General features: G+C 60.5%; 21 protein-coding genes. 14 read left to right on the top strand and 7 right to left on the bottom strand.

Features of this window, described 5'->3' with window-relative positions; all coding sequences use genetic code 11:
* The first annotated feature begins 82 nt into the window (after positions 1 to 82).
* A complete protein-coding gene (locus MRBLMR1_RS26775) occupies positions 83 to 424 on the top strand; it encodes a hypothetical protein (protein WP_246436399.1) in 342 nt (113 codons plus the stop codon).
* 226 nt (positions 425 to 650) lie between these two features.
* On the top strand, positions 651 to 1,190 hold the full coding sequence (locus MRBLMR1_RS26770; RefSeq protein ID WP_373289455.1) for a disulfide bond formation protein B: 540 nt from the start codon (positions 651 to 653) through the stop codon (positions 1,188 to 1,190).
* A 33-nt stretch (positions 1,191 to 1,223) separates the two neighbouring features.
* On the opposite strand, the gene MRBLMR1_RS26765 is transcribed toward MRBLMR1_RS26770, so the two are convergent.
* Positions 1,224 to 1,781: an HNH endonuclease gene (locus MRBLMR1_RS26765; RefSeq protein WP_148148246.1), complete on the bottom strand. Its 558-nt coding sequence runs from the start codon at positions 1,779 to 1,781 to the stop codon at positions 1,224 to 1,226.
* 99 nt (positions 1,782 to 1,880) lie between these two features.
* Positions 1,881 to 2,537 (bottom strand): DNA-3-methyladenine glycosylase family protein, encoded by a 657-nt coding sequence (locus tag MRBLMR1_RS26760; RefSeq protein WP_183686318.1) that lies wholly within the window; start codon positions 2,535 to 2,537, stop codon positions 1,881 to 1,883.
* Between the two features lie 195 nt (positions 2,538 to 2,732).
* Here MRBLMR1_RS26760 and gluQRS point away from each other — a divergent pair, with 195 nt between their 5' ends.
* Positions 2,733 to 3,614 (top strand): tRNA glutamyl-Q(34) synthetase GluQRS, encoded by an 882-nt coding sequence (gluQRS, locus tag MRBLMR1_RS26755; RefSeq protein ID WP_148148244.1) that lies wholly within the window; start codon positions 2,733 to 2,735, stop codon positions 3,612 to 3,614.
* On the opposite strand, the gene MRBLMR1_RS26750 is transcribed toward gluQRS, so the two are convergent.
* Complete coding sequence (locus tag MRBLMR1_RS26750) at positions 3,543 to 4,517, bottom strand: YihY/virulence factor BrkB family protein (RefSeq protein ID WP_148148243.1); 975 nt, start codon at positions 4,515 to 4,517, stop codon at positions 3,543 to 3,545. The two genes, gluQRS and MRBLMR1_RS26750, sit on opposite strands and share 72 nt — an antisense overlap.
* A gap of 82 nt (positions 4,518 to 4,599) precedes the next feature.
* Here MRBLMR1_RS26750 and MRBLMR1_RS26745 point away from each other — a divergent pair, with 82 nt between their 5' ends.
* The 7 genes from MRBLMR1_RS26745 (at position 4,600) to MRBLMR1_RS26715 (ending at position 9,894) form a co-directional block, all read left to right on the top strand.
* Positions 4,600 to 5,433 (top strand): SDR family oxidoreductase, encoded by an 834-nt coding sequence (locus MRBLMR1_RS26745; protein WP_148148242.1) that lies wholly within the window; start codon positions 4,600 to 4,602, stop codon positions 5,431 to 5,433.
* A gap of 20 nt (positions 5,434 to 5,453) precedes the next feature.
* Positions 5,454 to 5,657 carry a twin transmembrane helix small protein gene (locus MRBLMR1_RS26740; protein ID WP_148148241.1) on the top strand — a complete coding sequence of 68 codons (204 nt, stop codon included), beginning with the start codon at positions 5,454 to 5,456 and terminating at the stop codon, positions 5,655 to 5,657.
* A gap of 12 nt (positions 5,658 to 5,669) precedes the next feature.
* Positions 5,670 to 6,242, top strand: a complete 573-nt coding sequence (locus MRBLMR1_RS26735; protein ID WP_148148240.1) for a cob(I)yrinic acid a,c-diamide adenosyltransferase — start codon at positions 5,670 to 5,672, stop codon at positions 6,240 to 6,242.
* 22 nt (positions 6,243 to 6,264) lie between these two features.
* Positions 6,265 to 7,011: a rhomboid family intramembrane serine protease gene (locus tag MRBLMR1_RS26730; RefSeq protein ID WP_148148239.1), complete on the top strand. Its 747-nt coding sequence runs from the start codon at positions 6,265 to 6,267 to the stop codon at positions 7,009 to 7,011.
* 139 nt (positions 7,012 to 7,150) lie between these two features.
* Complete coding sequence (locus MRBLMR1_RS26725; RefSeq protein WP_148148238.1) at positions 7,151 to 7,897, top strand: electron transfer flavoprotein subunit beta/FixA family protein; 747 nt, start codon at positions 7,151 to 7,153, stop codon at positions 7,895 to 7,897.
* A 25-nt stretch (positions 7,898 to 7,922) separates the two neighbouring features.
* Positions 7,923 to 8,852 carry an electron transfer flavoprotein subunit alpha/FixB family protein gene (locus MRBLMR1_RS26720; protein WP_148148237.1) on the top strand — a complete coding sequence of 310 codons (930 nt, stop codon included), beginning with the start codon at positions 7,923 to 7,925 and terminating at the stop codon, positions 8,850 to 8,852.
* Positions 8,853 to 9,018: 166 nt separating this feature from the next.
* The gene (locus MRBLMR1_RS26715) at positions 9,019 to 9,894 is read left to right on the top strand and encodes a 3-hydroxybutyryl-CoA dehydrogenase (protein WP_148148236.1); all 876 of its coding nucleotides are present in this window, start codon (positions 9,019 to 9,021) and stop codon (positions 9,892 to 9,894) included.
* A 30-nt stretch (positions 9,895 to 9,924) separates the two neighbouring features.
* On the opposite strand, the gene tlpA is transcribed toward MRBLMR1_RS26715, so the two are convergent.
* The gene (gene tlpA / locus MRBLMR1_RS26710; RefSeq protein ID WP_148148235.1) at positions 9,925 to 10,593 is read right to left on the bottom strand and encodes a thiol:disulfide interchange protein TlpA; all 669 of its coding nucleotides are present in this window, start codon (positions 10,591 to 10,593) and stop codon (positions 9,925 to 9,927) included.
* A gap of 26 nt (positions 10,594 to 10,619) precedes the next feature.
* Here tlpA and argH point away from each other — a divergent pair, with 26 nt between their 5' ends.
* The 4 genes from argH to MRBLMR1_RS26690 all read left to right on the top strand — a co-directional run bounded on the left by argH (position 10,620) and on the right by MRBLMR1_RS26690 (position 16,495).
* Positions 10,620 to 12,020: an argininosuccinate lyase gene (gene argH, locus MRBLMR1_RS26705; RefSeq protein ID WP_148148234.1), complete on the top strand. Its 1,401-nt coding sequence runs from the start codon at positions 10,620 to 10,622 to the stop codon at positions 12,018 to 12,020.
* A 101-nt stretch (positions 12,021 to 12,121) separates the two neighbouring features.
* A complete protein-coding gene (locus MRBLMR1_RS26700; RefSeq protein WP_148148233.1) occupies positions 12,122 to 12,319 on the top strand; it encodes a hypothetical protein in 198 nt (65 codons plus the stop codon).
* A gap of 15 nt (positions 12,320 to 12,334) precedes the next feature.
* The gene (lysA, locus tag MRBLMR1_RS26695; RefSeq protein ID WP_148148232.1) at positions 12,335 to 13,603 is read left to right on the top strand and encodes a diaminopimelate decarboxylase; all 1,269 of its coding nucleotides are present in this window, start codon (positions 12,335 to 12,337) and stop codon (positions 13,601 to 13,603) included.
* 156 nt (positions 13,604 to 13,759) lie between these two features.
* The gene (locus MRBLMR1_RS26690; RefSeq protein WP_148148231.1) at positions 13,760 to 16,495 is read left to right on the top strand and encodes a TIGR02302 family protein; all 2,736 of its coding nucleotides are present in this window, start codon (positions 13,760 to 13,762) and stop codon (positions 16,493 to 16,495) included.
* 207 nt (positions 16,496 to 16,702) lie between these two features.
* On the opposite strand, the gene MRBLMR1_RS26685 is transcribed toward MRBLMR1_RS26690, so the two are convergent.
* The 3 genes from MRBLMR1_RS26685 to MRBLMR1_RS26675 all read right to left on the bottom strand — a co-directional run bounded on the left by MRBLMR1_RS26685 (position 16,703) and on the right by MRBLMR1_RS26675 (position 18,513).
* The gene (locus tag MRBLMR1_RS26685; protein WP_148148230.1) at positions 16,703 to 17,080 is read right to left on the bottom strand and encodes a response regulator; all 378 of its coding nucleotides are present in this window, start codon (positions 17,078 to 17,080) and stop codon (positions 16,703 to 16,705) included.
* 150 nt (positions 17,081 to 17,230) lie between these two features.
* Positions 17,231 to 17,773, bottom strand: a complete 543-nt coding sequence (gene hpt / locus MRBLMR1_RS26680) for a hypoxanthine phosphoribosyltransferase (RefSeq protein ID WP_148148229.1) — start codon at positions 17,771 to 17,773, stop codon at positions 17,231 to 17,233.
* A gap of 65 nt (positions 17,774 to 17,838) precedes the next feature.
* Positions 17,839 to 18,513 (bottom strand): hypothetical protein, encoded by a 675-nt coding sequence (locus MRBLMR1_RS26675; RefSeq protein WP_183686320.1) that lies wholly within the window; start codon positions 18,511 to 18,513, stop codon positions 17,839 to 17,841.
* Between the last annotated feature and the right edge of the window lie 214 nt (positions 18,514 to 18,727).

Here is an 18,727-nt window from a genome sequence, read left to right as displayed (position 1 = left end):
AGGCTTACGAGATTTGAACTTGCCCCCCACCCTGGCACCTCTCGCCAGCCGTTCATGCGATGGTTGCACCCTTTGTTGCCGATTGCCCGATATCGATGACCTCGACAAGCCGGCAGATCAATGGTGCAGGCACTGCATTGCCGGGCGGGGCTGTTCCATCTATGTGGATCGCCCGAAACTCTGTCGTGATTTCCTTTGCCACTGGATGCTCGACAACGGTCTGGGCGATGAGTGGGATCCGTTGAAATCCCACATGATGGTCTACGGGCAGGGGCAGCAGATCACAATCCTGGCCGATCCTGACCGACCCGACCTATGGCGTCGTGAGCCGTATATGTCACAGCTCAAGAACTGGGCGGCAAGCACGGCGCCGACAGGCGGATATGTGATCGTGTTCTGGCGAGACGAAGTGGTGAAGATCTGAAGACACGTCGTCCGGGCCGCTGACACGATGACGCGCGGCCATAGCGAGCCTTTGCAGTTCTCGCGTCTCCCTTTAGCATTCCGAAAGACGAGAAGGCCGATCACGACAATTTGCCGAAGGCAGAGTGTTACGCTGACATGTCCACCGGTTTACAGACTGGCGGATTGTGCTCTACAGCTTCGGCCCAATTTGGCCCAATCGGCACAATATCGAACGGCAGCGTTCGATGGCGATTATGAAGGAGATGCGCATGGCGCTGGCAGGTTCCACCACAAGGTTCAGCACGGGAGTAGCTTATGCCGGCTTCCTGACCCTTGCCATGGCCGCAACGGTCGGCAGCGCTCTGGGCTTCGAACATATCGGCGGCTACATTCCCTGCGCTCTCTGCCTACTTGAGCGAGACCCTTACTATTTCGGCATTCCGATCGGGATTCTTGCGGTTGGTTCGGCAGCTTTCGGCCTACCCTCCTGGATTACCCGTTCGCTTCTGATCGTCATCGGCATCATGATGCTGGTCGGCGCCGGCATGGGTGTCTACCACTCAGGCGTCGAATGGGGTTTCTGGCCCGGCCCCACCGCCTGCGGCGGCAGCACGGCCGTGACCACCAATGCCGGCAATCTGCTCGGCGACCTGAACACGGTTCACGGCCCGTCCTGCGCCGACGCTGCCCTTCGCGTGCTCGGCCTGTCCTTTGCCGGCTGGAACGTCGTCGCCAGCATTTTCCTCGCAGCCGTTGCCTTCATCGGCGCAAAAAAGGCCGCTTAAGCGGCCTTCGTGCGATCAGATCGACTGGTGTAATCAGGGCTGTAGCTCAGTATCCCAGTAGAGATAGTCCATCCAGCTTTCATGAAGATAGTTCGGCGGAAACAGCCGGCCGTTGTTATGAAGATCCTGCACGCTCGGTGCATAGGGTTTCTGGTGCGGGATCATACCGGCCTGTTTCGGCAATTTGCTGCCCTTGCGCAGATTGCAAGGGGAACAGGCCGCCACGACATTCTCCCAAGTCGTCTCGCCGCCATGGGCACGGGGAATGACGTGATCGAAGGTCAGTTCGTCATCCGCGCCGCAATACTGGCATTCGAACTTGTCGCGCAGGAACACGTTGAACCGCGTAAAGGCCGGGTTACGGGTCGGCTGCACATAGGTCTTGAGGCTGACGACGCTAGGCAGCTTCATCGAGAAGCTGGGCGAGCAGACCGAATGGTCGTATTCGGCGATGATGTTGACACGGTCAAGGAAGACCGCCTTGATCGCGTCCTGCCAGGACCACAACGACAAGGGATAGTAACTCAGCGGCCGGTAGTCAGCGTTCAACACGAGCGCCGGCAAGGCCTGCGGGGAGACTGCAATCGTCAAGTGACGCTCCTACCCGATTCGGCATCTATCTCCTCTATATTAGGTCCGTTGTTACAGGATTGTGAAGCCCTATAAATGCAGCGGGATACTTCCCCGCATTTATACGATGGGCAAAGCCTCGCGACGCATCGTCGCAGCGTAATAGGCCCAGAAAAGTCTGGCCGCGATCGACCGGTAAGGCGCCCATGACCGGGCGATTTCGGCGAGTTCTTTTGCCACCGGCCGCTGCTCCATTGCGAAGGCACGAGCCACGGATGTCTGCAGCGCCACGTCGCCGCCGGGAAAGACATCCGCATGGCCGGCGCAGAACATCAGATAGACTTCCGCCGTCCACGGCCCGATGCCGGGGAGAAGCACAAGCTGCCGAAGCGCCGCCTCGCCCTCAATCACGCAGATCGCATCCAGATCGATCGCACCGGTGAGCACAGCTTCGGAAAGTTTCCGCAGGGTCGAGGCTTTGGCACGCGAAAGGCCGAATGTGGCAATAATCTCGGGATCAAGCGCGGCATAGGCTTGCGCCGTGACCGGCCCCACCGCCTCGATCCGCCGCCAGATCGCATCCGCACTTGCCCGCGACACCATCTGCGAGACGATGATCGAGGCGAGACCGGCAAAGCCGGGCGCAGCAAGCCTGAGCGGCAGCGGGCCGGCGATCTCGGCAATCGGGACAAGGCGAGGGTCGAGTTGCAGGAGCTGGTTGAGCCCGGCTTCGATATCGGCGTCGTTGCGGATGATATTGATCTGGTCTTCGCGCATGACGCTTTCATGCTTGTGTCTGGATCCCCGGGTCAAGCCCGAGGATGACGAAGGAAAGGTTTGCATGATAGGTGCCAGGAGACACCTTTCAGCAAGCTCTCAGGGTGCTATGTGGTAAAAACGTCTCCACAGGCTCGTCATCCTCGGGCTTGAACCGAGGATCCAGACGCAAGCAAGCCCGAACGCAAGCAATCAATGCCGAACTCACCGCCAGAAAAACCCGTCTATCGTTTCGCCCCCAGCCCGAATGGCTTTCTCCATCTCGGCCATGCGCTTTCGGCGTTTCTGAACCACGACATGGCGAAGGCGAGTGGTGGGCGGTTTCTGCTGCGCATCGAAGACATAGACCTGACGCGCTGTACAGCCGAATTCGAGGAGATGATCTATCGCGATCTCACCTGGCTCGGTCTCGACTGGGAAATGCCGGTGCGCCGCCAGTCAGAGCATTTCGATGCCTACCGGGACGCGCTCGACAGATTGCGGAGCATGGGCCTCGTCTATCCCACATTCCTCACCCGCGGCGAGGTGAAGGCGCACGTTACGGCATATGAAACAAATGGAAAAAACTGGCCGCGCGATCCCGATGGCTCGCCGCTTTATCCTGATGACGACAGACTGCGCAACGAGGCGGAACGGGCGCATCTTATCGCCAAGGGGATCAAACACGCGTGGCGAATGGATGTGATGAAGGCGATGGCCCTGGTCGGCAAGCAGCTTTCATGGCAGGAAACCGGCACCGGCCACCCCGAGACAATCCCGGCTGATCCGACGATCTGGGGTGATGTGATCCTGTCACGCTCGGATGCGCCGTCGAGCTATCATCTGTCGGTCGTGATCGACGATGCGTTGCAGGGAATTACCCATGTGGTGCGGGGCGAAGATCTCTATACGGCTACCGCCATCCACACGTTGCTGCAGGAACTGCTCGGCTTGCCTGAGCCGGTCTATCATCACCATCAGTTGATTGTCGGAAGAGACGGGCGAAAACTGTCGAAAAGCGAAGGCTCAACCGGAATTGCGGCTCTTCGTGACGAGGGCCTCCTGCCCGGCGACATTCGCCGCATCGTCGGGCTCTGAGCGGCCGGCGCGCTTTGCCTTGCGCTTCTTGTTCACCTGATTGACCACCGAATAGACCTTGTATTTCAGGATAGCCGCATTGAGTTCGGCCCCCAGCATGAAGATCACGCCGACCATATAGAGGAAGACGAGCACGATCATGATCGAGGCAAGGCCCGCATAGGTGGCCGCGTAATTGGCAAAACTCGACAGGTAATAGGCGAAACCGAAACCGAAGATCGTCCAGATGACGATGGTCAGCACCACACCTGGAAGCACATCGATGATCCGCCGGTCGCCAGCCGGCAGCCATTTGTGGGAAAAGAGCAGGCCAAGCATCAGAAGCAGGCCGGTGCCGACGAGGCCCCAATTGGCAAGCGCGTTGAGATCGCTCATCAGCCAGGGGAATTTCGTCTCGGCAAAGCGCTGCGCCACCGGTACCGCCAGAAGCACGATGCTGATCACGGCAAAGATCACCACCGCGACGATGACGTAGCCGAGGCTGGCAAGGCGCGTCACATACCATGCCCGCGTTTCGGTCACCCGATAGGCACGGTTGAGGGAGATGCGCAGGGCCTCCACCCCGTTGGAGGCGAAATAGGCGGCTGCCAGCACCGAGACGGTCAGAAGCCCGCCGCGCGGCATATCGATTACCCGCTGGATTTCCGACGCGATCGGATTAGCGATATCCGCCGGCCAGGCATCAAACATCAGGTGGATCGCCGTTTCTGAAAATCCGCCGGCACCGAGAAAACCGGCAAGCGCGGTACCGAAGATCAGGAACGGGAACAGCGCCAGCAGGCCGGAAAGCGCCACATGGCTCGCCATGGCCCAGCCGTCATCCTCAGTGAAATGCCAATAGGCATCCCATAAAACCTTGAAGGCCAATCGGTGCCATCGCGGCCGGCGCGTTTCTTCCTGCAAGGTCTACTCCGTTGTGACTTCTCGCGAAATATGGGAGGAACACTCCCGCTTGTACAGGTGAGTATCGAGGATAAGCCCCCAAATGACTGCAGGAAGAACGATCATCGTCACCGGCTGTTCCTCCGGCATCGGCGCTTATGCGGCACGGGCATTGAAGGCGGATGGCTGGCGCGTTTTCGCAACGGCGCGAAAGACGGAGGATCTGGCCGCACTCGAAGCCGACGGCATCGAGGCTCTTATCCTCGACTATACCAAGCAAGATACGATCGACGAGTTGGTGAAAACCGTGACGACCCGCACCGGCGGAAAGATCGACGCGTTGTTCAACAACGGCGCCTATGGCCAGCCGGGAGCGGTGGAGGACCTGACGACGGACGTGTTGCGCGTGCAGTTCGAGACCAATCTTTTCGGCTGGCATGAATTGACCCGGCAGGTCATTCCCTTCATGCGCACCCAAGGCCGAGGCCGCATCGTCAACTGCTCCTCGATCCTCGGGCTGCTGCCCTATCGTTATCGCGGTGCCTATACGGCCTCCAAATATGCGCTCGAAGGACTGACGCTGACTTTGCGCATGGAACTGGCCGGCAGCGGCATAGAGGTGAGCCTGATCGAACCCGGCCCGATCGCCACCCGTTTCACCGCCAATGCACTCGCCAAGATCAGCGAGAATATAGACCTCACCGGCTCCGTACATGCCGCCGATTATGCGCGACAGCTGCAACGCCTTGATGGCAGCGGCCCCGTCAACCGCCACAAGCTTGGGCCGGAAGCCGTTTACAAGGTGCTCGATCATGCATTGAACGCGCCTCGTCCAAAGCCGCATTATCTGGTAACCAGACCTGCAAAGCAGGGTGCGTTGCTGAAGAAATTGCTCCCGGCTCGGCTTTTCTACACGCTGATGCGCCGTATCGACTGACAACTGACGGGAGGCAGGACATGTCGAGTTTCACCACCTTTCTGACCCTGATCGTGATGGGCCTCGTCGTGCTCGTCCTGATCCGCGGGCTGATCAACATGCTGAAGGGTACAGACGCCAACCGCTCGAACAAGCTGATGCAGTTGCGCGTCATCCTGCAGGCGGTGGCGATTGTGCTGATCATGCTGACGCTGTGGATCACCGGCGGGGGAAGGCCAAGCTAAGGAAAAGAAAACATGGTCAAGCTGAACAAGATCTATACCCGCACCGGCGACAAAGGCACGACCGGGCTTGTCTCCGGTCCGCGCCGCGAAAAATTCGACCTGAGGGTGGAAGCTTACGGCACGGTTGACGAAACCAATTCGGCGGTCGGCCTCGCCCGGCTTCATACCATCGGCCTCGACGAACTGGACGTCATGCTTGTCCGCATTCAGAACGATCTCTTCGATCTCGGCTCGGACCTTGCGACACCCGACACCGGCGAGGAGTTGAGCTATGAGCCACTGCGCATCATCGAAGCGCAGGCGGAGCGGCTGGAGCGGGAGATCGACGCCCTGAACGGCGAGCTCGATCCCCTGAAATCCTTCGTGCTGCCTGGCGGCACGGCAGCGGCCGCACACCTGCATATGGCACGCACGATCGCAAGGCGCGCCGAACGGCTGATGGTCGAGCTGTCGCGGCAGGAAAAGGTCGGCGCCGCGGCGCTTAAATACATCAACCGCCTCTCCGATTTCCTCTTCGTCGCCGCCCGCTTCGCCAATGATCGCGGACAGGCTGACATTTTGTGGGTACCCGGCAAACACCGCTAAACGCCGCTCCAGGAGGTCGCGTATGTTCGTCCCGCTGCATGACACGAACGAACTGAAATATATCCGCGTCCAATGGGTCACGATCAGCCTGATCGTGTTGAATGTGCTGGCATGGCTGTTCACCACACTCGCTCCGGTGGAACAGGCGGAGCGTGCGTCACTGGGCTTGGGCTTCATCCCTGCCCTGATCTTCGACCACGCGGTTCTCGATCCATCACTGGTCCTGGTGCCGGAAGATATGACCTTCCTGACCTACGCCTTCCTGCATATCGATTTCTGGCATCTCGCCCCCAACATGCTTTTCCTTTGGGTCTTTGGCGATAATGTCGAGGATGCGCTGGGCCATTTCCGCTTCCTGATCTTCTATCTTCTCTGCGCCGCAGCGGGAGCCGCACTCCATGGTTTCGTTACCCCTCAATCGGAAGGCCTGCTGATCGGTGCCTCGGGTGCGATTTCCGGCGTGGTTGCCGCCTATTTTCTGCTGCATCCGCGGGTACGGGTTTGGGTCCTGGTGCTCTTTCGTATTCCCCTGCCGCTTCCCGCCTTCATTCCGCTGGCGCTCTGGATTGCCCAGCAATTCGTCATGCTGGCGCTGAACATGGATGACGCCGTCTCTTGGGGAGCGCATGTGGGTGGCATCATCGCTGGCGCTCTTCTGGTTCTCGTCATGCGTCGTCCCGGGGTTCCGCTCTTCGACCGACGGATCGTCACCCCGCGCGCCGTACATCACAAACAGAGCGTTCCGCAGGTACCAGCACGCGTCGAATAGGGATATGAGAAATGCGCAAGTGTCGGCATGGAAACGGCGTTGTAATCGGGTGAAAAATGCGTATCCATGTCGCCCACTGACACACGAGGAGATGGCAAATGTCGCATTTTGCCGTCGGAGATAGTCAAGGAAGGACCCCATGAAGATCCTGGTGCCTGTTAAGCGAGTCGTCGATTACAACGTGAAAATCCGCGTCAAACCGGATGGCACGGGCGTTGAACTCGCCAATGTGAAAATGTCGATGAACCCGTTCGACGAAATCTCCGTCGAAGAGGCTCTGCGACTGAAGGAAGCAGGCAAGGCGGAAGAAGTAGTGGTCGTGTCGATCGGCCCGGCAAAGGCTGAAGAAACGCTGCGCACCGCGCTCGCCATGGGTGCTGATCGCGCCATCCTGATCGAGACCGACGAAGCCGTCGAACCGCTCGCCGTCGCCAAGCTGCTGAAGGGCGTCGTCGAGGTCGAACAGCCGGGCCTGATCATCGTCGGCAAGCAGGCGATCGATGACGACAGCAATCAGACCGGCCAGATGCTGGCAGCGCTTCTCGGCTCCGCCCAGGCAACCTTTGCCTCCAAGATCGAGATCGCCGGCGACAAGGCGACCGTGACCCGCGAAGTCGATGGCGGCTCGCAGACGATCGAAGTCAAGCTTCCAGCCGTAGTCACCACCGACCTGCGCCTCAACGAGCCACGCTACGCTTCGCTGCCCAACATCATGAAGGCAAAGAAGAAGCCGCTCGACAAGAAGACGCCTGCCGATTTCGGCGTCGATACCGCGCCGCGCCTCAAGGTGCTGAAGACCGAAGAGCCGGGCGGCCGCAAGGCTGGCGTCAAGGTCGGGTCGGTTGAAGAGCTGGTTTCCAGCCTCAAGACCGCCGGCGTGATCTGAGAACGGAAGACAGGAGACAACAATCATGACCATTCTTCTTCTGGCAGAAAACGACGCGTCTGGCCTTTCGGAACAGACCGCCAAGGCGCTCACCGCTGCATCGAAAATTGGTGGCGACGTGCATGTTCTGGTCGCCGGCGCGGGTGCAAAGGCCGCTGCAGATGCAGCCGCCAAGCTTTCCGGCGTCTCCAAGGTTCTCGTGGCCGAGGATGCGAGCCTCACCAACAATCTCGCAGAACCGCTGGCCGACCTGATCGTCTCGCTTAGCACTTCGTATGACGTGATCGTCGGACCGGCCACGACGTCCGCCAAGAACGTCCTGCCGCGCGTTGCAGCCCTGCTCGACGTGATGCAGATCTCGGAAATCGTCGAGGTCGTCTCGGCTGACACGTTCAAGCGCCCGATCTATGCTGGCAACGCCATCCAGACCGTCCAGTCCACCGATGCCAAGAAGGTCATCACCGTGCGCACGGCATCTTTTGCCGCAGCAGGCGAAGGCGGTTCGGCAGCGGTTGAAACCGTTTCGGCTGCCGGAAATCCGGGTGTATCGAGCTTCGTCTCCGACGCACTCGCCTCGTCCGAACGCCCTGAACTGACCTCGGCCAAGGTGATCATCTCGGGCGGTCGCGCGCTTGGATCTTCGGAAAAGTTCCAGGAGGTCATCCTTCCGGTAGCCGATAAGCTGGGTGCCGCCGTTGGCGCATCACGCGCCGCGGTCGATGCCGGTTACGCCCCGAACGACTGGCAGGTCGGCCAGACCGGCAAGGTAGTCGCTCCCGATCTCTATATCGCGGTCGGCATTTCCGGTGCGATCCAGCACCTCGCCGGCATGAAGGATTCGAAGGTCATCGTCGCCATCAACAAGGACGAGGAAGCCCCGATCTTCCAGGTCGCAGACTACGGCCTCGTCGGCGATCTGTTCGACATCCTGCCGAAGCTCGAAAAGGCGCTCTGACAGACGAGCCGCCTTCGCGGCAGCGAAAAAAGCTGGCAAAATGATGGCCAGGCGAATAGAAAAATGCCGGACCGCTACACGTGGCCCGGCATTTTTTAAATAAGAATTTTCAAATAAAAAGCGTGCACCACAAGTGCGCCCAAGCCCAAGGGATGGAGTAAGCGTTATGGCCTTCCAGAATATCGGCATCATCGGCGCAGGTCAGATGGGCTGCGGCATCGCGCATGTTTCCTCCCTCGCAGGCTATAGGGTGCAGATCTACGATCTGGACCCGGACCGGATCCAGGCAGCACTTGCAACGATCAACGGCACGCTCGCCCGCCTCGTCGCCGGCGAGAAGATCACCGATGAGGAACGCAACGCGGCGCTCTCCAAAATCTCCGGCTCCGCCGACGTAAATGATCTGGCGCCGATGGACATCGTCATCGAGGCGGCAACCGAAGACGAAAGCGTCAAGCGCAAGATCTACGCGCATGTATGCCCGGTCCTGAAGCCCGAGGCGCTGCTCGCCACCAATACCTCGTCGCTCTCGATCACCCGACTTGCTTCCGCGACCGACCGTCCCGAGCGGTTCATGGGCATTCATTTCATGAACCCGGTGCCGGTGATGAAGCTTGTCGAACTGGTGCGCGGCATCGCCACCGACGAGCCGACCTTCAGGGCGGCCAAGGAATATGTCGCTTCGCTCGACAAGACCGTTACCGTCTCCGAGGATTTCCCGGCCTTCATCGTCAATCGTATCCTGCTGCCGATGATCAACGAGGCGATCTACACCCTTTACGAAGGCGTGGGTTCGGTGGACGCGATCGACACCGCCATGAAACTCGGCGCCAACCATCCGATGGGCCCGCTTCAGCTCGCCGATTTCATCGGTCTCGATACCTGCCTGTCGATCATGCAGGTTCTTTATGATGGCCTGGCTGACAGCAAATACCGCCCCTGCCCGCTTCTGGTGAAATATGTCGAAGCCGGCTGGCTCGGCCGCAAATCCGGCCGTGGATTTTATGACTACCGCGGCGAGGTTCCGGTTCCGACGCGGTAAAGCCGTCCACAGACAACAATGTGGCGAGGGTTAGCTCCCCTTCGCCGCCGTGATCAGCGCCTTGGCATCCTCGCTGTCCCAGGCCGCGGGGCCGTTCATGGCGCCGATCAGGCAGCCTTTTTTATCGAGGATAAGGGTTGCCGGAAGGCCGAAGGCGAGGCCTTCCTTTTTCACGGAATTGAACACGCCCATGGAGCTGTCGCTGTAGAAGGCGAGCTTGTCGATCTTGTAATCCTGATAGAAATTCTTCGGTTTCTGGTCGCTGCCGGTATCGATATTAACGGCCACAACCTCGAAATCACTCCCGCCCATCGTGCTCTGCAAGGCGTTGAGCGCCGGCATCTCTTCCCGGCAGGGCACGCACCATGTCGCCCAGAGGTTGAGCAGCACCGTCTTGCCGGCGAGATCGGCTACCGTCATCTCCTTGCCTTCCGGCCCCTTGAACGCCAGTTGCAACGGCCGCGGCGGTTGCGCCGCCGCCATGGCTGCCACTTCGCCCTTGGAGAAAGCGGAAACCGACTTCGCTAGTTCGGCAGAACCTTCGCACTGGCCGGCAGAAGCCGTCGTCAGGCCGTCCATGCCATTGCCAGACCCCATGCTCCTCACGTATACCGCCACGGCGCCGGCGGTAATCCCGAGAACGGCGGCAATCATGATCAATCGGGCGGATGGGAGACCAAGCGGTCTTTTGGATGCCATTTCTTAACTCCAGGACTTGAGCTGCCATGGCCGATACGAAGGACGCGACCTCTTCCAATCAGATGTGGGGCGGACGCTTCGCTTCCGGGCCGGACGCGATCATGGAGGAGATAAATGCCTCGATCGGTTTCGACAAGAAGCTCTACGCCCAGGACATCCGAGGCTCGATCGCCCATGCAACCATGCTGGCCGAAAAAGGCATTATTTCGCGCGAAGATAAAGAGAAGATCGTCGAAGGACTGAACACGATCCTGTCAGAGATCGAGAGCGGAAAGTTCGAGTTCTCGCGCAAGCTCGAAGACATTCACATGAACATCGAGGCACGGCTGGCGACGCTGATCGGCCCCGCTGCCGGCCGCCTGCACACCGCCCGCTCGCGCAACGACCAGGTGGCGCTCGATTTCCGCCTCTGGGTGAAGGAAGAGTTGAGCAAGACCGAGAAGATGCTGACCGATCTCATCGCAGCCTTCCTCGACCGCGCCGAAGAACATGCCGATACGGTCATGCCCGGCTTCACTCACCTGCAGACCGCCCAGCCGGTCACCTTCGGCCATCACTGCATGGCCTATGTCGAAATGTTCGGCCGTGACCGCGCCCGCGTACGCCACGCGATCGACCATCTGGACGAAAGCCCGATCGGCGCAGCAGCGCTTGCCGGCACCGGCTTCCCGATCGACCGCCACATGACGGCCAAGGCGCTCGGTTTCCGCGAGCCGACCCGCAATTCGATCGATACCGTGTCCGACCGCGATTTCGCGCTGGAATTCCTCTCGGTCGCCTCGATCTGCGCCGTGCACCTGTCGCGCCTCGCCGAAGAAATCGTCATCTGGTCGACGCCGCAATTCGGCTTCGTGCGCCTGTCGGATGCTTTCTCGACCGGTTCGTCGATCATGCCGCAGAAGAAGAACCCCGACGCTGCCGAACTGGTGCGCGCCAAGACCGGCCGTATCAACGGCTCGCTAGTGGCGCTGCTCACCATCATGAAGGGCCTGCCGCTCGCCTATTCCAAGGATATGCAGGAAGACAAGGAGCAGGTTTTCGACGCTGCCGAAAACCTGGAACTGGCGATTGCCGCCATGACCGGCATGATGCGCGACATGACGATCCGCGCTGACCGCATGCGCGCCGCCGCAGGCTCGGGTTATTCGACCGCCACCGATCTGGCCGACTGGCTGGTGCGCGAGGCGGGCCTTCCCTTCCGTGACGCCCACCATGCCACCGGCCATGCCGTGGCACTGGCAGAAAAGAAAGGCTGCGAACTGGCTGAACTCTCGCTTGAAGAGCTGCAGGCGATCAACCCGGCAATCACCGAAAAGGTCTTCGACGTCCTGACGGTCGATGCCTCCGTCGCCAGCCGCCAGAGTTTTGGCGGTACCGCGCCATCCGAGGTGCGGAAACAGATCGCTTACTGGCGCGGGCGCAATTGAACCCATATCAATTGATCGCCGATTGATACGGAAATGAACTGCACAAAAGGCTGGAACTTCGTTATGAAAGTTCCGCCTGTCCGTGCCGGAGAAAGAAGAGAATGTCCAAGTCGCTGATGAATACCGCCCGCGTCGCCCTGGTGCTTGGCCTTGCCGGCATCATTACCGTTGGCTGCGGCCGCAAAGGCGAGCTGGACCGTCCCAGCACGCCCGTGGAACAGCAGAACGTTCGCAAATCGGACGCGGCAAAAAAAGACCCGGTCGCTGAGCGTCCCTTCATCCTCGACAAGCTTCTGTAATTTCCGAGACCTGACGTGAACCATTTCCAGTATATCGACGGCGTTCTGCACGCCGAAAACGTCGACATTCGCGACATCGCCAAGGTTGTCGGAACACCGTTCTACGTCTATTCGACGGCAACACTCGAGCGGCATTACAAGGTCTTCGCCGCGGCATTTTCCGATGTCGACACCATGGTCTGTTACGCCATGAAGGCGAATTCCAACCAGGCCGTGCTGAAGACGCTTGGCCGTCTCGGCGCGGGCGTCGATGTCGTCTCGGGCGGCGAGCTGCGCCGCGCGCTGGCCGCCGGCATTCCGGCCAACCGCATCATGTTCTCCGGCGTCGGCAAGACGGTCGGCGAGATGGATCTGGCGCTGGAAGCCGGCATCTACTGCTTCAACGTCGAATCCGAACCGGAACTGGAAGTGCTGAACCTTCGCGCCATCAAGGCCGGCAAGAAGGCGCATGTCTCTTTCCGCATCAATCCGGATGTGGATGCGGGAACGCATGCCAAGATCTCGACCGGCAAGAAGGAAAACAAGTTCGGTATCGCCTATGAACGCGCCCGCGCGGTCTATGCCCATGCAGCAACGCTTACCGGCATCGAAGTTACCGGCATCGACATGCATATCGGTAGCCAGATCACCGAGCTTGCACCCTTCGAGCACGCCTTCCGCCTGCTGCGCGAACTGGTCGATACGTTGCGCGGCGACGGCCACCGGATCGACCATGTCGATATCGGCGGCGGTCTGGGCATTCCTTACAAGGACGACAACACGCCTCCCCCACTGCCGGATGCCTATGCAGATACGGTCAAGCGCCAGCTGCGCTCCCTAAACTGCAAGATCGTTACCGAACCGGGCCGCCTGATCGTCGGCAATGCCGGTATTCTGGTGACCGAGGTCATCTATGTGAAGGACGGCGGCGAAAAGACTTTCGTCATCGTCGACGGCGCGATGAACGACCTGATCCGTCCGACGCTCTATGAAGCCTATCACATGATCCGCCCGGTCGTCGTACCCGCCACCGATGCACCGCGCATCCGTGGCGATATCGTTGGCCCGGTCTGCGAGACCGGCGACTATCTGGCGCTCGATCGCGAGATGGCCGAACCCAAGCCGGGCGACCTGATCGCGGTTGCATCTGCCGGTGCTTATGGCGCTGTGCAGGCCGGAACCTACAATTCCCGCCTTCTCGTGCCGGAAGTTCTGGTCAAGGGCTCGGAGTTCCACGTCATCCGCCCGCGCGGCACCTATGACGAGCTTATCGGGCTCGATTCCGTCCCGGCATGGCTCAGCTGAGGGCGGATAAACGCCCGGACGCGCATTTGACGTGACATTCACAATTGCGGGAAATTGCCTAAAATATGGGGGCCGGCCCAAGCCTGCCCTCGTCTTCGCCACAAAGACTGTTATCTTAGAGGCTTGTTTGCGCCGCCACGATCGGAGACGGACCGCATGAGCTTTACCCGCAAAGGTGCTTTCGAGACCCATCCCGCGCTTGCCCGCAGGGTGGCCCTGAAGCGTTCCTTCGCGCGTATCGTCCTGTTTTTCGAGCGTCTTTTGCCGCGCGCGCTTGCCCCGGCCGGCATCGTTGCCCTGTTTTTCTCCGCCTCCTGGTTCGGCATTTTCCGCCTGTCGCCGGACTGGCTGCGCTGGGTCCTGCTCACCGCATTTCTTTTCGCACTGATCGCAACCCTACTGCCCTTGGCTCGAATTCGCTGGCCGAGCGCCAATGAAGCGGACCGCCTGCTGGAGGATCGCAACAATCTTCCGCACCAACCGGTCGGCGTGCAGGAAGACGAGCCAGCCTTCGAGACACCCCTCTCCCGCGCTCTATGGAAGGAACACCAGATCCGCATGGCAAAGCGGATCGCAGCGCTCGATGCAGGCCTGCCGCAGCCGGATATCGCCAAGCACGACCGTTTCGGCCTGCGCGCCATCCCGGCGCTCGTCTTTACCGTTGCGCTTGCCTTCTCCTATTCCAACCGCGGTGGCAGCCTGGGTGATGCCTTTATCCCCGCACCGCCGGCACCGAGCATCAATCCCGATCTGCGCATAGACGCATGGCTGACCCCGCCTTCCTATACCGGGCGCGCACCGGTGTTCCTGACCGGCCAGCAGGCGCAGAACAATAACGGCAACGTGTCGATACCGCAGAACTCCGCCCTGACGGTCCGCGTGACCGGCGGCGAGGGCGAAGAGGCGGTGGTCTTCACCACGACCGCCAACAAGCAGGATGTGACGCTCCAGACGGAAGAGACGAAGGCCGCGGCGAAAAAGGCTGCCGAGCAGGCGCAGAACGGCGCCCAGGCGCCGGCCGCCCAGACCCCGCCTCAGCCGCCCGCAGCCCCGGCAAACGGCACCCAGCCGCTCGCGCCGCGCACCTATGCCATGGCAATTAATGAAAGCGGCAATCTTACCGTCAACGGCCAGAACTGGACATTCAATGTCATCCCCGACCGCCCGCCGGAAATCGCTTTCGAAGGCCAGCCGAAACGCTCGGTCAATGGCGCACTGGAAATCGGCTTCAAGGCCAAGGACGATTACGGCATTCGCGAAGCCCATGCGCTGATCGAGCCTGCAGGTCCGCAGGATCCGGCAACCACGCCTCTCTATCCGTTGCCGGAATACCGGCTCGATTTACCCCGCCAAACAAAAGGCCAGGAGATCAAGGGCCTCACCAGCCGCAGCCTCATCGAACATCCGCTGGCCGGAAAGCGCGTTCGCGTGACGCTGGTCGCAACCGACGGCGCCGGCCAGACGGGGCGCAGCCCGGTGCATGAAATGATCCTTCCCGGCCGCGGTTTCTCCGAGCCGCTCGCCGCAGCCGTTGCCGAGCAACGGCAGGTCTTTGCGCTCGACACGCGCCAGATGCCGAAGGCAATCGCGCTCAACGAAGCGCTGACGATCCGCCCCGATGAGACCATTCCGAACCTCGGCCATTTCCTGCTGATAGAATCCGCCCGCGGCCGCATGAAGCTTGCCCGGGGCGAGGAGCAGTTGAAGGAAACGGCTGATTATTTGTGGGAGATCGCGCTCGGCATCGAAGACGGCGACCTGTCGCTTGCAGAACGCCGCCTGCGCGATGCGCAGCGCAATCTCTCCGAAGCCCTGCAGAACGGCGCGAACGATCAGGAGATCGCCCGCCTGATGCAGGAAATGCGCGAGGCGATGCAGCAATATATGAACGAACTGGCGCAACGCATGCAGAACGCCCCGCGGGCGCAGCAGAACATGCAGGCGCAGAACGTCATCCGCCAGCGCGACCTGCAGAACATGATGGACCAGATCGAAAATCTGGCCCGTTCCGGCAATCGCGATGCCGCCCAGCAGATGCTGAACGAGTTGCAGCGCATGATGAACAACCTGCAGGCCGGACGCCCGCAGCGCGGCCAGCAGGGCCAGCAGCAGCAGAACAGCCAGATGCGCCAGCAGATCGACAAGCTCGGCGAGATCATGCAGGAACAGCAACGGCTGATGGACCAGACCTTCAAGCTGGATCAGGCGCTGCGCGACCGCATGCAGCGCGGCGACCCCGACGATCAGGGTGAAGGCGAACAGCAGCAGTCGCAGCAGGGCCAACAGCAACAGGGGCAGCAGGGTCAACAAGGCCAAGGGCAGCAGGGGCAAGGCCAGCAAGGTCAGCAGAACACCGACCAGATGACTGCCGAACAGTTGCGCGAGGCGCTGAAGAACCTGCGCGCCCAGCAGGAGGGCCTCGGCAAGAAACTTGGCGAATTGCAGCAGGGGCTTAAGGGTCTAGGCATGCAGCCCGGCGAAGGCTTCGGCCAGGCTGAGCGTGAAATGGGCAATGCAGGCAAGGCTCTGGGTCAGGGTCAGGGCGAACAGGCTGTGCAGGGACAGGGCAATGCGCTCAATGCCCTACGCCAGGGGGCCCAAAACATGATGCAGCAGATGATGCAGGCCATGCAGGGCCAGCAAGGGCAGCAGGGCGAGCAGAATGGCGAGGGCGAAGGCATGGCCAACCAGGGCGGCCAGAACGGCCGCGATCCCCTCGGCCGCCCACGCGCCACTTCAGGCCCGGATTTCGGCGATCAGGTGAAGGTCCCCGACGAGATCGACGTGCAGCGAGCGCGAGAAATTCTCGACGCCATTCGTGAGAAGCTCGGCGGCGCGTTGTCGGGCGATGCGGAGCGGCAATATCTGGAGCGTTTGCTGGAGATCAGGTGAGGGTAAAAAAGCAAAGGCGGCGCAAGCATTGCCCCTCATCCGCCTGCCGGCTCCTTCTCCCTGTCTTGGCGGGGAGAAGCAGTAGCGACCTCTCCATCGTCAAACGGCACGTCACTCTCCCCGCTTGCGAGGGGGCGAAGGACGGGTGAGACCCGTGGCTGGCGCTGGTATGGGCTAGGGTCAGTGGCAGCTTCTCTCAGATAGATTTCAGGCAGCCTGCGATGACACACCCGCAAGCGCTCTTGCCACCGCTTTGCGGATATCTGGCAGCGCAAACGGCTTCGGCACGACGTCAACGATCTTGCTGGCGAGGTCGTCGGCGCGTTCCCGCTGCTCGGCATAACCGGTCATCAGCAGGATTTTCATCTCCGGAAAGCGGGCGGAAGCCTGGTGGGCGAGTTCGATCCCGTCCATGACCGGCATGCGGATATCGGAAAGAAGCAGGTCGTATGAGCCCTCGTCGAGCTTCTCGAGCCCTTCGGCCCCATCACCGGCTTCAAAGGTCTCGTGACCGTCAAGCCGCAGCGCGCGTGCGACGAAGCGGCGGAGAGATTCCTCGTCTTCGGTAATAAGGATTCTGGCCATAGCGATCATCGCTCCCTGTGTTTCAATTCGGGAGCAAATGACCAGACTTTCCTTTTCGAGGAGTAAACGGAGCCCCTGCGGAGGCTCCGGATGGTTAACGCCTTGCGACCGCCGGGATGCGATTTCTTACCTCCCGACGCTCGTCCAGTATCAGGCGTCGCCGGTAACGACGCCGACGAACGGCAGTTCGCGGAAGGCATAGGCTGCATCCATGCCGTAGCCGACAACGAAATAGTCGGGGCATTCGAAACCGACATAATCGGCTTCCAGCTCTTCCTTGCGCTTGACGCTCTTGTCCAAAAGTACGGCGATCGTCACGTTGCGCGCGCCGCGCTCATAGAGCAGTTCCTTGGCGAATTTCAGCGTGCGACCGGATTCGAGAATATCGTCGATCAGAAGCACATCGCGGCCATGCACGTCGCTGTCGATATCCTTGACGATGCGGACACCCTGCGACACCGTGCCCGTGCCGTAGCTCGACAATGTGATGAATTCAACTTCCGGGGCAAGGCCCGTCTCATGCAGCGAGCGCAGAAGATCGGCTGCGAAAATGAACGATCCCTTGAGGATGGCGATAACCAGCAGGTCCTTGGTCGGACCCTTGGCGATCTCGGCCGCGATGGCATGATTGCGCTCAGCAATCTGCTCGGCGGTGAATAGCGGTTCGATCTGCTTGCCGCGCACGACTGGCATGAGGCTCTCCTGCGTGTCTCTCAAAGACGCCGCGATAGCACAATCGGCCCTGCTAAAGAAAGCTTTCAGGCTCCGCGCCCGGCCAATGAGAGCCTCAGATCGGGAAGTTTTCCACCGGGATGGGGTACGCGCACGGAAAAACCATAGCTTTCGCGGCCACCGATCTGCGAGGCAGAGGTCGAGATCAGCGTGCTTGCAACCACCGTTTCGCCCGAGAGAAGATCGGCACGGATCGACGGCATGTCGAGGCGTCCTTCAGTGCGGTTCTCGACGATCCCGTTGATCAGGAGCACACGCATGCCATTGGCATCCTGCGGCGTCATCGTCACATGGGTGATATCGAGCGCCGGTCCCGGCTCGGCCGATGGGCCCGAAAGCAGCGAGAAACCACCGAAGATCGTAAACACCGTCACCACGACGCTTGCGACCACGGCAACGAAGGCATCCGGCGACAGACGCAGCAGTTTTCCTTCGATCGCGCCGATCATGCCGCCGGCAATGGTTTGGCGAGGCATGGCTTCGGCTTTGCGCGGTCGGCGATCGTTCGAAGAGGTAGCAGCGTGGCGGCGAGCACGATCGTTGACCGGCACGAAATGCGCGTCCTCGACCTCGTACGTCTTTACGAATGGCTTGGGAAACCGGATGACCTTCCCTTTGCCGTCCTTCTCGTCCCCCTCGGGCGGAAGAATATCGATCGGCATCTTGGCACGGGCTTGGCGACGGTCCTGGAAGGTGCTCATGGTGCCCTCTCCGCCTACCTCCTCTTTACCCCCTGATCAGTCTCGATCAGGCTTCAGAGGTCGGGCATTGAAACAAACTCTCCCCAGTCGTAAACTGATATGGTTAACGTTTTCCAAATTTGGCCTGAAAATCGCCCTTTTGACTGCTTGATTTACCCTTCGTTTACCCGCGGCGTTAAGAGATAGCCGCTGAAGCTTCACACAGCCAAGACAA

It is taken from the genome of Neorhizobium sp. LMR1-1-1.1, from assembly GCF_040675795.1.
In the GTDB taxonomy this organism is placed as follows: Bacteria; Pseudomonadota; Alphaproteobacteria; order Rhizobiales; family Rhizobiaceae; genus Neorhizobium; species Neorhizobium cellulosilyticum.
This window is presented reverse-complemented; position numbering and strand designations above follow the sequence as displayed.